Annotated in this window: 11 protein-coding genes; 8 read left to right on the top strand and 3 right to left on the bottom strand. The window is 41.6% G+C overall.

What is annotated here, in order from left to right:
- Positions 1-326: 326 nt before the first annotated feature.
- A complete protein-coding gene (locus B2400_RS06660) occupies positions 327-794 on the bottom strand; it encodes a hypothetical protein (RefSeq protein WP_149526579.1) in 468 nt (155 codons plus the stop codon).
- A gap of 210 nt (positions 795-1,004) precedes the next feature.
- Between B2400_RS06660 and guaB the strand changes: the two genes are divergently transcribed.
- Positions 1,005-2,480, top strand: a complete 1,476-nt coding sequence (gene guaB, locus B2400_RS06655; protein WP_260045435.1) for an IMP dehydrogenase — start codon at positions 1,005-1,007, stop codon at positions 2,478-2,480.
- A 356-nt stretch (positions 2,481-2,836) separates the two neighbouring features.
- On the opposite strand, the gene B2400_RS06650 is transcribed toward guaB, so the two are convergent.
- Positions 2,837-3,694 (bottom strand): AraC family transcriptional regulator, encoded by an 858-nt coding sequence (locus tag B2400_RS06650; RefSeq protein WP_260044994.1) that lies wholly within the window; start codon positions 3,692-3,694, stop codon positions 2,837-2,839.
- 135 nt (positions 3,695-3,829) lie between these two features.
- Here B2400_RS06650 and fucP point away from each other — a divergent pair, with 135 nt between their 5' ends.
- From fucP to B2400_RS06615, 7 genes are all read left to right on the top strand, one after another.
- The gene (fucP, locus tag B2400_RS06645; RefSeq protein WP_293931999.1) at positions 3,830-5,080 is read left to right on the top strand and encodes an L-fucose:H+ symporter permease; all 1,251 of its coding nucleotides are present in this window, start codon (positions 3,830-3,832) and stop codon (positions 5,078-5,080) included.
- Positions 5,081-5,091: 11 nt separating this feature from the next.
- Positions 5,092-5,424, top strand: a complete 333-nt coding sequence (locus B2400_RS06640; RefSeq protein WP_149526574.1) for an L-rhamnose mutarotase — start codon at positions 5,092-5,094, stop codon at positions 5,422-5,424.
- 5 nt (positions 5,425-5,429) lie between these two features.
- Positions 5,430-7,094, top strand: a complete 1,665-nt coding sequence (locus B2400_RS06635; RefSeq protein ID WP_293931996.1) for a UxaA family hydrolase — start codon at positions 5,430-5,432, stop codon at positions 7,092-7,094.
- A gap of 53 nt (positions 7,095-7,147) precedes the next feature.
- Complete coding sequence (locus B2400_RS06630) at positions 7,148-7,912, top strand: SDR family NAD(P)-dependent oxidoreductase (RefSeq protein ID WP_293931994.1); 765 nt, start codon at positions 7,148-7,150, stop codon at positions 7,910-7,912.
- A 158-nt stretch (positions 7,913-8,070) separates the two neighbouring features.
- Positions 8,071-8,925 carry a fumarylacetoacetate hydrolase family protein gene (locus B2400_RS06625; protein ID WP_286650646.1) on the top strand — a complete coding sequence of 285 codons (855 nt, stop codon included), beginning with the start codon at positions 8,071-8,073 and terminating at the stop codon, positions 8,923-8,925.
- A gap of 12 nt (positions 8,926-8,937) precedes the next feature.
- On the top strand, positions 8,938-9,768 hold the full coding sequence (locus B2400_RS06620; RefSeq protein ID WP_293931991.1) for an amidohydrolase family protein: 831 nt from the start codon (positions 8,938-8,940) through the stop codon (positions 9,766-9,768).
- A 4-nt stretch (positions 9,769-9,772) separates the two neighbouring features.
- Positions 9,773-10,561, top strand: coding sequence for an SDR family oxidoreductase (locus tag B2400_RS06615; RefSeq protein ID WP_293931989.1), 789 nt, complete (start codon positions 9,773-9,775; stop codon positions 10,559-10,561).
- Between the two features lie 87 nt (positions 10,562-10,648).
- On the opposite strand, the gene B2400_RS06610 is transcribed toward B2400_RS06615, so the two are convergent.
- Entirely contained in the window at positions 10,649-12,238 is a 1,590-nt protein-coding gene (locus B2400_RS06610) for a SusD/RagB family nutrient-binding outer membrane lipoprotein (protein ID WP_293931987.1), read from the bottom strand.
- Between the last annotated feature and the right edge of the window lie 36 nt (positions 12,239-12,274).

Raw genomic sequence — 12,274 nt, 5'->3', positions numbered from 1 at the left:
TTAGTATTTAGACCTATGGCGATCGATTTGTTCGTCAATTATTTGGCGGTTTGTTTTGAAAGGAAGGATTTGTTTTGAACCAAAGGTTCAGAAACGAACCCCATTTTTTCTGTCAACATGATCCTGTTCATCCTTGCATCCTTCCTTTCCTGGTTCAAAGACAAATTTTCCTTCCTTTCTTGGCTCGAAGACAACGCACATTCGGATCATCCTCGCATCCTTCCTTTCCTGGTTCAAAACAATATTTGCAACAATTAAATGCATTAAACAAAAAAAAGGCGATTTCATCGAAATCGCCTTTTTTATTATCTTCTTTACTTCAAAGATTATCTTAAAGTAAATTTAAATCCTAAGCTGAAACGACCAGCTTCGAAGTTTGAGTTGTCAGAAAGGTTCCACCAAGGTTTCCAGTCGAAGTGTAAAGCTAGGGGAGCAGAAGGGATTTTGTACTCTAAACCAGCAGCAGGACGGATAGCGAATGCAGAATCATCGTTCGCGAAAGCGATTTGAGGACCTACACCTACATACCAACCTAAACCGTTAGTACCACCAAATGGTCTGTTGTAAGAATAGTCAACACCAATTACTGTGAAGTGATCTCCGAATAATACTTGTGCTTGACCAGCATTTGCACCACCGAATGAATGTTTAATTTGTGGACCGAATAGAGATGGGCCATCACCTAAGTCAATACCTAAACCGATTGCGGTTTTATAAGGAGTCTGAGCTTGTGCTTCATTTGCACCAAAAGCTAAAGCTGCTGCAGCTGCTAAAGATAGTAAGGTCTTTTTCATAAATTAAATGTTAAATAAACTTTATATTTTCATCATCAATGCAATTAGCTTGCCAAAGTTAAATTATGTTAAAGGTTTTTTTGAGATTTGTTAACGGAAAGCATGAATAAGTCGATTGTCGATTTTATGTAATTAGTGAAACTTTGTTTTAAAATTCAATAACTTTTCGTAATTTTGCCCTGCAAATAGATAACCCCCATAATATTTGCTATGCAATTAGATCCACAAAAATTCGTATCCGAAGGCCTTACTTACGACGACGTGTTATTGATCCCTGCTTACTCAGAGATTCTACCTCGTGACGTTGATACAAGTACCTTCCTGACTAAAAAAATAAAATTAAATATTCCTTTAGTGTCTGCTGCGATGGACACTGTAACTGGTGCCGACCTTGCTATTGCAATCGCGCAAGCGGGAGGAATTGGTATGTTACATAAGAACATGTCGATCGCAGAGCAAGCTGCTGAGGTTCGCAAAGTGAAGCGTTCGGAAAGCGGAATGATTCAAGATCCTGTTACCTTATTAGAGAACGCTACGGTGGGTGATGCCTTCCAAATTATGAGCGAACATAAAATTGGTGGTATTCCCGTAATCAATCAAGAGAATAGATTGGTTGGTATCGTAACGAACAGAGATCTTCGTTTCCAAAAAGATATGGCTAGACCGATCAGCGAACTGATGACTAAAACAAACTTAGTTGTTGCGCCTGAAGGTACAGACTTAATCAAAGCTGAAGAGATTTTACAAAACCATAAAATCGAAAAGCTTCCTGTCGTTGATTCAAACGGTGTATTGAAAGGATTGATCACTTTCAAAGACATTCAGAAATATAAGCATTACCCTAATGCAGCAAAAGATGGGCACGGTCGCTTATTAGTTGGTGCTGCTGTTGGTGTTACGCATGATACGGTTGAACGTGTTGATGCTTTGGTAAAAGCAGGTGTTGATGTTATTACAATTGATACTGCACACGGACATTCATTAGGCGTAATCAACAAATTAAAAGAAGTAAAAGCGAAATATCCTGAACTGCAGGTAATCGTTGGTAACATCGCGACTGGAGATGCTGCGAAGATGTTGGCAGACGCTGGAGCAGATGCTGTAAAAGTAGGTATCGGTCCGGGTTCAATTTGTACAACTCGTATTATCGCGGGTGTTGGTGTTCCTCAATTATACGCTGTTTATGAAGTTGCCAAAGCATTAAAAGGTACTGGGGTTCCTTTGATTGCTGACGGTGGTATCAAGCAAACAGGCGATATCGCAAAAGCGATCGCAGCGGGAGCTGATACGATCATGGCAGGTTCTTTATTTGCAGGAGTAGAAGAAGCACCAGGTGAGACCATCTTATTAGAAGGAAGGAAATTCAAATCTTACCGCGGAATGGGATCGATTGAAGCAATGGAAAAAGGATCGAAAGACCGTTACTTCCAAGATGTGGAAGACGATATTAAGAAACTAGTTCCAGAAGGAATCGTTGGTCGTGTACCATATAAAGGAACATTAGCCGAAGTAGTTTACCAATATATCGGTGGATTGCGCGCATCGATGGGTTACTGTGGCGCCGCAACAATCGAGCAATTACAAGGTGCAAGATTCGTAAGAATCACCGGAGCAGGACTTCGTGAATCGCACCCACACAATATTCAAATTACTAAAGAAGCACCTAATTATAATAGTAGAGGCTAGATTTAGATATTAGACAATAGACATTAGATGTTAGACATCGTATGGGGTAAAAAAAATCCTCTTGTTCGAAAGAACAAGGGGATTTTTTAGTTATTGATATGTGATAATGTTAAGAGGAAAAAGTTGTCTTTGAACCAGGAAAGGAAGGATTTTAGGATAATCAGGATCTTAGCAGTGCGCTATTTTTATCCCTATTTTCTTTCCAATCATGGTCATCCTTTAATCTTTCCTTTCCTGGTTCAGACAAAAATCACGACATCGAGAGGCTGCGATGTCACTACTTCATATCGCAAAAAAAAATCCGCTAGCATGCCCAATACTCTAATATCTTATATCTAATGTCTAAAATCTAACTACTAACTACTAACCCGATACTGCGTCGGAGTTACTTTCGTAATGTTCTTAAAATTCTTGTGGAAGCTGACGAAGTTATTGAAGCCGCTATCGTAGCAGATTTCTTTGAGGCTGAGGTTCGAGTTTCGGAGCTGAGTGCAGGCGTGGCTGATTCGGAGCTCGGTGATAAATTGTACGGGTGTTTTTCCGGTTTTTTGTTTGAAGTATCGGCAGAATGAATTTTCGGTCAGGCCGGCAATGGAGGCTAGTTCTTCGAGTTTGATGCGCTGTTTGTAATGGTCGCGGATGTGTTCCATGAGGCTGTTCATCCTACCTTGGTCATCGGAGATGTTGAGGATGGAGTAATTTTCGCTGGTTAAGTTTTCGGCATTCTGCTGGGCAAAATGATCCAATAGCTCAAGCATGGAGGTCAGCTTGCTGAGACCGGAACTGTTCAACGTTTTTTCGATGAGGAAAGGGATGCGGTTCGGGTTTTTATTGGAAACATACAGACCGCGATTGCTATGATTTATCAATTGCTTTATTCCGCCTAGTTCAGGTGCGTGGAGGATGTTGGGGATTCCAATGTTTTTGTTGAAATGTAGAACGATGCAATCAATCGTTGCCGTTTGTTCGATTTCGGAAGCACTATTTTCGAACATCCAATAATGTGGGATCTGCGATCCGATCAACACGGTATCTCCGGCCTGAAAAGATTTTATACAATCGCCTATAAATAAAGTCCCCACGCCTTTTATGACATGGATAAGCTCTAGCTCTTCATGATAGTGCCAAATCAGTTGGTGCTTAGGTGTATAATCGCGTCGAATTTGGAAGCTCTGATTAGGTTCTTTTGGTAAAGCAAAATGTTTAATAATCATAATTAACTAATTTATTCAATGAAAATCATATTTGCAAGTGTATTCGAGATAAAATCGTTTATATATTTGGTAAAATGATTTATCCATTGTTTAGAATAAATACCGTAATTAGGGATTTCCAATATAAACCGGCATATGAGTAAGACAAATAATACCGTCGCGATCATCCTAATCACCTCTCTATTTTTCTTTTGGGGGTTTATTCATAATCTAGATCCTATTTTGATCGCCCATTTACGTAGTGCATTTAGCCTTAGTCATTTGCAGGCATCCTTAGTCGACTCTGCCGTGTTTATAGCCTATTTGGTGATGGGTATTCCTGCCGGGATCATTATGAAAAAGTATGGATATAAGGTTGGGATCTTGATTGGGCTGTTATTATTCGCAATCGGCTGTTTTCTGTTTGTTCCCGCTGCCAATACGATGAGCTATATGTTCTTTCTATCGGCATTATTCATTGTCGCCTGTGGAATTACCATATTGGAGACGGCAGCAAATCCGTATATGACGGTGTTGGGCGACCCGAACACGGCCACCCAGCGACTAAATTTTGCGCAGTCTTTTAATGGACTCGCTGCTTTTGTAGCGCCTATTGTTGGCGGGCAGTTTATACTCGCTGAGGATCCCTTAAGTGCGGAACAAGTGGCTGCATTGAGCGATGCGCAACGATTGAGTTATATTCAGGCAGAGACTGCAGTCGTGAAAGGGCCTTACGTTATTCTGGGTTGTATAATTTTGGCTGCAGCCATTATTTTTATGCTGATCAAGCTTCCGGAGGCGAAAGAAGCGGACGAGGAGAAGTCCAGTTTTGTAAAAGCTTTTCGCCATAAGAATGTATCCTGGGCAGTTTTAGCGCAGTTTTTCTATGTGGGAGCTCAAGTTTGTATTTTAAGTTTCTTGATCGTATTTGCGGTCGAAGTATCCGGCATTTCCGCGCAGGATGCGAAATATTATGCTGGCGTGGCAGGTTTGGTTTTTATGTTGGGGCGATTTATAGGTACCTTCTTAATGCGTTCTATTGCGCCTTCTAAATTATTATTTATCTATGCCATCATTGCGACATTGCTTACTTGTGTAGCGATATTCGCTTCTGGAGTGTTGACGCTGTATGCTATGATTGCAATTGCTTTCTTTATGTCGATCATGTTTCCAACCATCTTTGCTATTGGAGTAACGGGCATTGGATCGGATACAAAATCGGCTTCCAGTTTGATTATCATGTCTATCGTGGGAGGCGCCTTATTGCCACCGGTGTTAGGCTATGTTTCGGATGCCACCGGAAATATGCAATATGGCTATTTTGTAGTCGTTATATGTTTTCTAGTGGTTGCGCTATTTGCTTATAAAAATAAATCAGCAGCCGTTAGCACTGCTGCTGCACATTAATATTTAATAATATGTTTAAACGATATGCTCTTGCATTGGATCTTGTTGATGATCCGCAGATGATCGCTGAATACGAACAGCATCATAAAACAGTGTCGGATGAGATTAAAAAATCGATTACTGATGCAGGAATTACAGTGATGGACATCTATCGCTTTGGGAACCGCTTGTTTATGATTATGGAGGTTGATGAGACCTTTGATTTTGCACGCAAGGATGCTATGGATGCAGCGAACCCTGCGGTTCAAGTGTGGGAAGGGTTGATGTGGAAATATCAACAAGCTATTCCCGGCGCGAAACCAGGCGAGAAGTGGGTTATTATGGATCAAATATTTGAATTATAAAAGAAATGGAAAAAAAGAAATTGGCGTATTTGCAGATACATCCAAAAGATAATGTGTTGGTGGCATTGCGCGACTTGCCGGCAGGCTATGAGGTTGATTTTGAGGGTAAACAATTTCCTCTGATCGAAGCCGTAGCTGCGAAACACAAATTTACCATTTCTGATATGCACAAGGATGATGAAGTGTATATGTACGGTGTCTTGGTGGGCAAGGTGAATTACGATTTAACAAAGGGATCTTTAATCAATGTTAATAATCTGCGTCATGCATCGGACGATTTTAGATTGGGGAAACGCAATCTAGGTTGGTCTAAGCCTGATGTTTCTATGTATAAAGATAAAACCTTTCTCGGTTTTCATCGTAGCAATGGCAAGGTGGGCACAGCAAACCATTGGTTGGTCATTCCTTTGGTATTTTGCGAAAGCCGCAATGTCATGACCCTCAAGAATGCCCTAGAAGAAAAATTGGGCTATCAAGTGGAGTCAAAGGACTATGCTGATGAGGTGGATGTGATGATTGCTAAATTCCAAGCGGGAGCTTCGGTTGATGAATTGCTGGATGTTGATTTAAGTGCAGCGAAAGCTAATAAATCGAAGAGTCGTTTGTTTGAGAATGTGGATGGAATTAAGTTTCTCAACCATGAGATGGGCTGTGGCGGAACGAGATTAGATTCGGATGCACTTTGTGGTCTATTAGCTGGTTATATCACCCATCCTAACGTAGCTGGTGCGACTGTTTTAAGCTTGGGTTGTCAGCATGCACAAGCCTCTATTTTGAAGGAAGAGATTCAGAAGCGCGACCCTCAGTTTGATAAGCCGCTTTTTATTTTCGAGCAACAGTTTGAAGGGACGGAGCAGGAGTTGATGCAAAAGGCGATCAAAGCGACCTTTGCTGGATTGAGTTTAGCGAATGCGCATAGCCGTCAACCGGCAGGATTAGATAAATTATGCGTCGGCTTAGAATGTGGTGGGTCGGATGGTTTTTCGGGCATTTCGGCGAATCCTGCGTTAGGATACGTTTCGGATATGTTGGTCAGCTTAGGCGGATCGGTTATCTTATCTGAATTTCCAGAGCTTTGCGGTGTAGAACAAGAACTTAGTGATCGTTGTGTTGATGAAGAGACGGCTAGTCGCTTCATGAGCTTGATGAAAACGTATAATGCCAAGGCGGAGGCTGATGGTTCAGGTTTCTACATGAACCCTTCGCCAGGGAATATTCGTGATGGCTTGATTACCGATGCGATCAAATCGGCGGGGGCAGCGAAGAAGGGCGGAACTTCACCTGTTGTTGCGGTGCGAGATTATCCTGAACCGGCTTCGGATCCGGGGTTGAATCTACTTTGCACACCGGGAAATGATGTCGAGAGTACTACTGCAGAAGTGGGGTCGGGTGCTAATGTGGTTTTGTTTACAACGGGATTAGGGACGCCTACAGGTAATCCAATTGCTCCGGTTATTAAAGTTTCGTCGAACACGAAGATCTATGAGAAAATGAATGATATCATCGATATCAATTGCGGAACAATTATCGACGGGGAAGAAACAATTCAAGAAGCTGCACACCGTATTTTGGATTACGTGATCGATGTGGCGAGCGGAGAGAAGATGGCAAAAGCTGTGGTCCTTGGTCAAGATGATTTTATTCCATGGCGTCGCGGGGTGTCTTTATAGTTGTCTTGTTTGATAGCTACATTAATAGAATTTAAATAATAAAGTAATATCATATGGCTAAGTTAGCTGGTAAAGTCGCGATAATCACAGGAGGTGGGTCTGGCATTGGTCGCGCTATTTCGGAACTATTTGCTGCTGAAGGGGCGAAGGTTCATATTTTGGATTTGAATCCGGACGGCGCAGCAGAGACTGCTAGCGTCATTAAACAGGCTGGAGGTGCTTGCGAACTGCATACCGTCAATGTTAGCAATCAGCAGGAGGTTCTTGCCGCTGTAACGCAGATTGGTAAGGTCGATATATTAGTTAATAATGCTGGTATTGCGCATGTAGGCAATGTGGAGCATTGCTCGGAAGCTGATTTTGACCGCATATATCAGGTCAATGTGAAAGGAGCTTATAACGCTTTATACGCTGTTATTCCAGTGATGAAAGCCAACGGTGGCGGGGCAATATTGAACCTGGCGTCTATTGCTTCGGTGGTTGGGATTGCAGATAGATTCGCATACTCCATGAGTAAGGGCGCAATCTATGCCATGAGCCTATCGGTCGCTAGAGATTATCTTCACGATCATATTCGTTCGAACTCCATCTCACCGGCACGCGTGCATACGCCTTTTGTTGATGGCTTTATCGCTAAGAATTATCCGGGGCAGGAAGAAGAGATGTTTGAGAAGCTTTCCAAATCGCAACCCATCGGCAGGATGGCTAAGCCGGCAGAAATTGCTAAATTAGCTTTGTTCCTGTGCTCAGATGATGCAGGCTTTATTACAGGCAACGATTATCCAATCGATGGAGGATTTATTAAATTGAATAACTAGAGTAGATATTAGATTTTAGATATTAGACATTAGAACTGGATGTCTAAAAAGAAAGGAATGATTGAGATTTCTCATTAATTTCTGTCACCATCTAATGCTAACACGTCATACTCTAATATCTAATGTCTAAGATCTAACATCTAAAAAAAACAAATAAAATGAAATTAATACGTTACGGAGAATCTGGGAAAGAAAAAATAGGGGTTCAAATCGAGGATAGAAACTATGATGTTTCTGCTTTTGGCGGTGATTATAATGAGGAGTTTTTTGCGGATAATGGGCTTGCTCGTTTAGAGGAGTTCGTGAAAGCGAATGAGGGTAATCTGATTGAGATTCCTGCGGATGCTCGATTGGGTGCTCCCTTTGTTCGTCCTTCGAAGATTGTATGTATTGGCTTAAACTATAAAGATCATGCGGAAGAAACAGGAGCAAAGATTCCTGCGGAACCTATCATCTTTATGAAGTCTACTACAGCTTTGGTTGGCCCGAATGATCAGGTGATGATTCCTAAGAATTCCCTCAAGACCGATTGGGAAGTGGAGTTTGGTATTGTCATCGGCAAGAAGGCTTCCTATGTGGATGAAAATGAAGCATTGGATTATGTTGCAGGTTATGTATTGCACAATGATGTTTCGGAGCGAGAGTTTCAACTGGAGCGTGGTGGTACATGGGACAAAGGAAAAGGATGTGATACCTTTGCGCCAATGGGCCCTGTAATGACGACAGCTGATGAAATCCCGGATATCAATTCCGTTCGTCTTTGGTTAAAAGTGAATGGTAAGATGTATCAAGATGGAAATACCAGCAACCTGATTTTCAATGTACCGTTTGTGGTTTCTTACGTTTCGCAGTTCATGACCTTACTGCCAGGGGACGTGATTTCCACAGGAACGCCTGCGGGTGTCGGTTTAGGATTTAATCCGCCAATTTATTTGCAGCCTGGCGATATTATTGAATTGGGTGCAGACCACCTTGGTGTTCAACGACAAGAGGTCGTTGCTTTTTCTAAATAAAACTGAAAAGATATGCGTATTGATGCTCATCAACACTTTTGGCTTTATGATCCCGTTCGCGATAGTTGGATCACGGAGGAGATGGAATCCATTAGAAGGAACTTTCTACCGAATGATATTGGGCAGATTTTAAAGGATAATAAGTTTGATGGTGTCGTTGCTGTACAAGCTGATCAATCTGTCAAGGAAACGGAATTCCTAGTGGATCTTTCGGGTTTTTATAAACTGATTAAAGCCGTTGTCGGGTGGGTCGATTTACGATCGGATACCGTTGAGGAGCAGCTTGAAAGGTTCAAACAGCATACCATAATCAAAGGTTTTCGCCATATTATAGAAGGGGAATCAGATCCTGATTTCTTGCATAAAGATGAATTCTTAAGAGGAATTGCAGCTTTGACGAAGCATCAGTACACTTATGATTTGCTTATTCGCCCAAGACATTATGCGAGTACACTGAAATGTGTTGCCACAAATCCTGATCAGGCTTTTATGTTAGATCATATCGCTAAGCCTTCGATTAAGTCACAGGAGTTCGACGAATGGGCGCAGTTCATTGCGGATTTATCGGGTTATAGCAATGTGTATTGTAAGATATCCGGATTGGCGACAGAAGCGGATTGGAAGCACTGGACGCTGGATCATTTTACACAGTATATTGAGCATGTGATTGCTTGTTTTGGAAAGGACAGGGTCTTGTTTGGTTCGGATTGGCCGGTTTGCCTGCTAGCAGGAACTTATGAAGATAGTATCAACATCGTAGCAGATAAACTGCAGGATTTCTCGGAAGCGGAATTGAAGGGGTTCTGGGGGGATAATGCAGTGAAGTTCTATTCGATAACATAAAACTATGGATTTACATTTAAAGGATAAGGTCGTTATTGTAACAGGCGGCGCAAAAGGTATTGGTAAAGGTATTGTATTGGCGCTTGCCGCGGAAGGGGCAATCCCGGTTATCGTCGGGAGAAAGCAAATGGATAATGAAGCTGTCAGGGAGGAAGTGGAAGCGAGCGGTGGAAAAGCCTTCGCTATAGAAGCTGAGTTAGCAAATCCAGAAGCCTGTAAGCAGGCTGTTGAACAAGTTATTTCGCAGTTTAGAAGAATCGATGGTTTAGTGAACAATGCAGGACTGAACGATGGCGTTTCGTTGTTGAAGGGTAATTACGATGGTTTTGTTCAATCCCTTCATAATAGCTTGATCCATTATTATCTAATGGCTCATCATTGCCTGCCAGAATTGATAAAAAGCAAAGGCAGCATCTTGAATATTTCCTCGAAGACTGCCGAGACAGGGCAGGGTGGGACGTCCGGCTACGCGGCAGCCAACGGTGGCCGTAATGCTTTAACAAGAGAATGGGCTGTTGAATTGCTACCCTATGGTCTTCGTGTCAATGCAATCATTGTTTCCGAGAGTATGACACCACAATATGAAAGCTGGATTCAGACCTTGGATAATCCAGAAGAAACATTACAAAAGATTACGAGTAAAATCCCGTTGGGTAATAGAATGACTACGGTAGATGAAATCGCTAATACAGCAGTGTTTTTGTTGTCAGATCGCTCTAGCCATACTACCGGCCAATTGATTCATGTGGATGGTGGATATGTGCATTTAGATCGAGCTTTAATTAAGGAATAGAACCTTGATAAAGGAATAAGATATTTTTTATTACAAGAAAAAGGCTGCCCCAATTTAAGGGCAGCCTTTTCTTATTGTGGAGGTTGATTACTTAGCAAACCATAGTTTTTTATCAATCTCATCGCCACCTAATTCAGCAGATGCTTTTTGCCAGTTTTCTGGGTTCAAAGTTTGCTGTGTGAAAGGATAGCGCACGCGTGCCGGAAGATCCGTGGCAAGGACGTTTCCAGACTGTAATGGTGTAAATACGTAAGTTGTATTGTTCTGCGGACGAGTCCCAGTTTCTCCAGGCATCAATAAGATTTGCGTATCTGGATATCCCGTTCTTCTGTATTCGTTCCATGCTTCATCAGGGTTGAAGAATAATGTAATGTATTTTTGTGTCATTACATTTCTTTCATTAGCTGCCGGAAGCTTAGAAATATAAGTTGCAATGTCATTTGCCGGTACTCCTAGGCGTTCTAGGTTGGCTTTGACACCATTAATGTAGTTCGTTTGCGACCAATTGTTCATCTCACTCAGGATAAACTCTACTTCTGAATATTCCATTAATACTTCACCTCTAGTAGCCGTCAGAATATCTTTTGAAAAGAAGTTAACATTTGCCTGCTGAGTGTAATAGTTCTCCACGGTTGGAAGTCCATACGGAAGACCAACGTAGTCTGCCATGTTAGTTGAATTGCTATACCCTTCAGTAAATTGCGCTAATGACATACCTTTTGGAGCTGCAATTTTGTATAGGCGAGGGTCTAGTCCATAGCCACCAACAGTTCCTTTTAAGAGGTCCATGAAAGATTTGTTGACCCAGAAATCGGTACGATTGCCAACATAAAAAGTTTTCCATAGTGGATTTCCTTCTAAGTCTGTTGCTCCAGACGCATGAATGGCATTATCATCATTGGATGTAAATACTCCAGATGCAATCGCATCGCGCATTTCTGCAGCTGCTGCAGGATGCACTTTCTTAATTCTATTTGCAATTCTTAAGCGTAATGAATTGGCAAATTTCTTCCAAGATGCAGCATCTCCACCGTAGATATTGTCTCCGCCAGAGTTGAAAACCGGCTCTGCAACTTCAATTTGATTCGCAGCCTCTTTTAGTTCTTTTAACAAATCAGCATAGATATCTTGTTGCTTTGCGTAAGCAGGTGTAATATATTCCTCAATATTCAAGGCTTGGAAATTTGGATTATCTTTTTGGCCGTATGACCAATAAGGAACATCTCCAAAGTGAGTTACCAAATTGTCAAATACGTAAGCTAACATAATCCTAGACGCAGCAATCTGGTTCTGTAAGGATCCATATCCTGCCATCTGATTGCTAGTTTCTGGATCCTCACATTTTTCAATCAGATCCTTATAGTTATTTGCAACGCGGTAGAGGAAGATCCAACCATTCGTGGTTTGGTTATCACGGTATTGATATTTATCTTCTTCTACATAGTTGCTCTGTGCAGAGTACTGCATCCATGGCATCGACATTCTGGCCATCCACCAACCATCGCGCGTATTATCGAAAAGTACGCGATTCGCTCCATTGAAAATCGTATTAGTAGGTACGATTTCTGGCGAGTTGGGGTTTTTATTTATTTCTCCTAAATCTTTCGTACAGGATACAAACGTCATTGTAGATATCCCGATTACAGAAGATAATAGTATGGATTTTATATTTTTCATATTCTCTAAGTCAAATTATTAAAACTGTAATTGCAA

It is taken from the genome of Sphingobacterium sp. UBA6645, from assembly GCF_002455685.1.
In the GTDB taxonomy this organism is placed as follows: Bacteria; Bacteroidota; Bacteroidia; order Sphingobacteriales; family Sphingobacteriaceae; genus Sphingobacterium; species Sphingobacterium hotanense.
The sequence above is the reverse complement of the archived record's forward strand: the minus strand, read 5'-3'. Positions and strand labels throughout refer to the sequence as shown.

Coding starts and splice junctions, on each gene's coding strand:
- B2400_RS06635 (WP_293931996.1), top strand. CDS start 5,430: ATGGAAAAAAAGAAATTGGCGTATTTGCAGATACATCCAAAAGATAAT.
- B2400_RS06650 (WP_260044994.1), bottom strand. CDS start 3,694: ATGATTATTAAACATTTTGCTTTACCAAAAGAACCTAATCAGAGCTTC.
- B2400_RS06620 (WP_293931991.1), top strand. CDS start 8,938: ATGCGTATTGATGCTCATCAACACTTTTGGCTTTATGATCCCGTTCGC.
- B2400_RS06640 (WP_149526574.1), top strand. CDS start 5,092: ATGTTTAAACGATATGCTCTTGCATTGGATCTTGTTGATGATCCGCAG.
- fucP (WP_293931999.1), top strand. CDS start 3,830: ATGAGTAAGACAAATAATACCGTCGCGATCATCCTAATCACCTCTCTA.
- B2400_RS06630 (WP_293931994.1), top strand. CDS start 7,148: ATGGCTAAGTTAGCTGGTAAAGTCGCGATAATCACAGGAGGTGGGTCT.
- guaB (WP_260045435.1), top strand. CDS start 1,005: ATGCAATTAGATCCACAAAAATTCGTATCCGAAGGCCTTACTTACGAC.
- B2400_RS06660 (WP_149526579.1), bottom strand. CDS start 794: ATGAAAAAGACCTTACTATCTTTAGCAGCTGCAGCAGCTTTAGCTTTT.
- B2400_RS06610 (WP_293931987.1), bottom strand. CDS start 12,238: ATGAAAAATATAAAATCCATACTATTATCTTCTGTAATCGGGATATCT.
- B2400_RS06615 (WP_293931989.1), top strand. CDS start 9,773: ATGGATTTACATTTAAAGGATAAGGTCGTTATTGTAACAGGCGGCGCA.
- B2400_RS06625 (WP_286650646.1), top strand. CDS start 8,071: ATGAAATTAATACGTTACGGAGAATCTGGGAAAGAAAAAATAGGGGTT.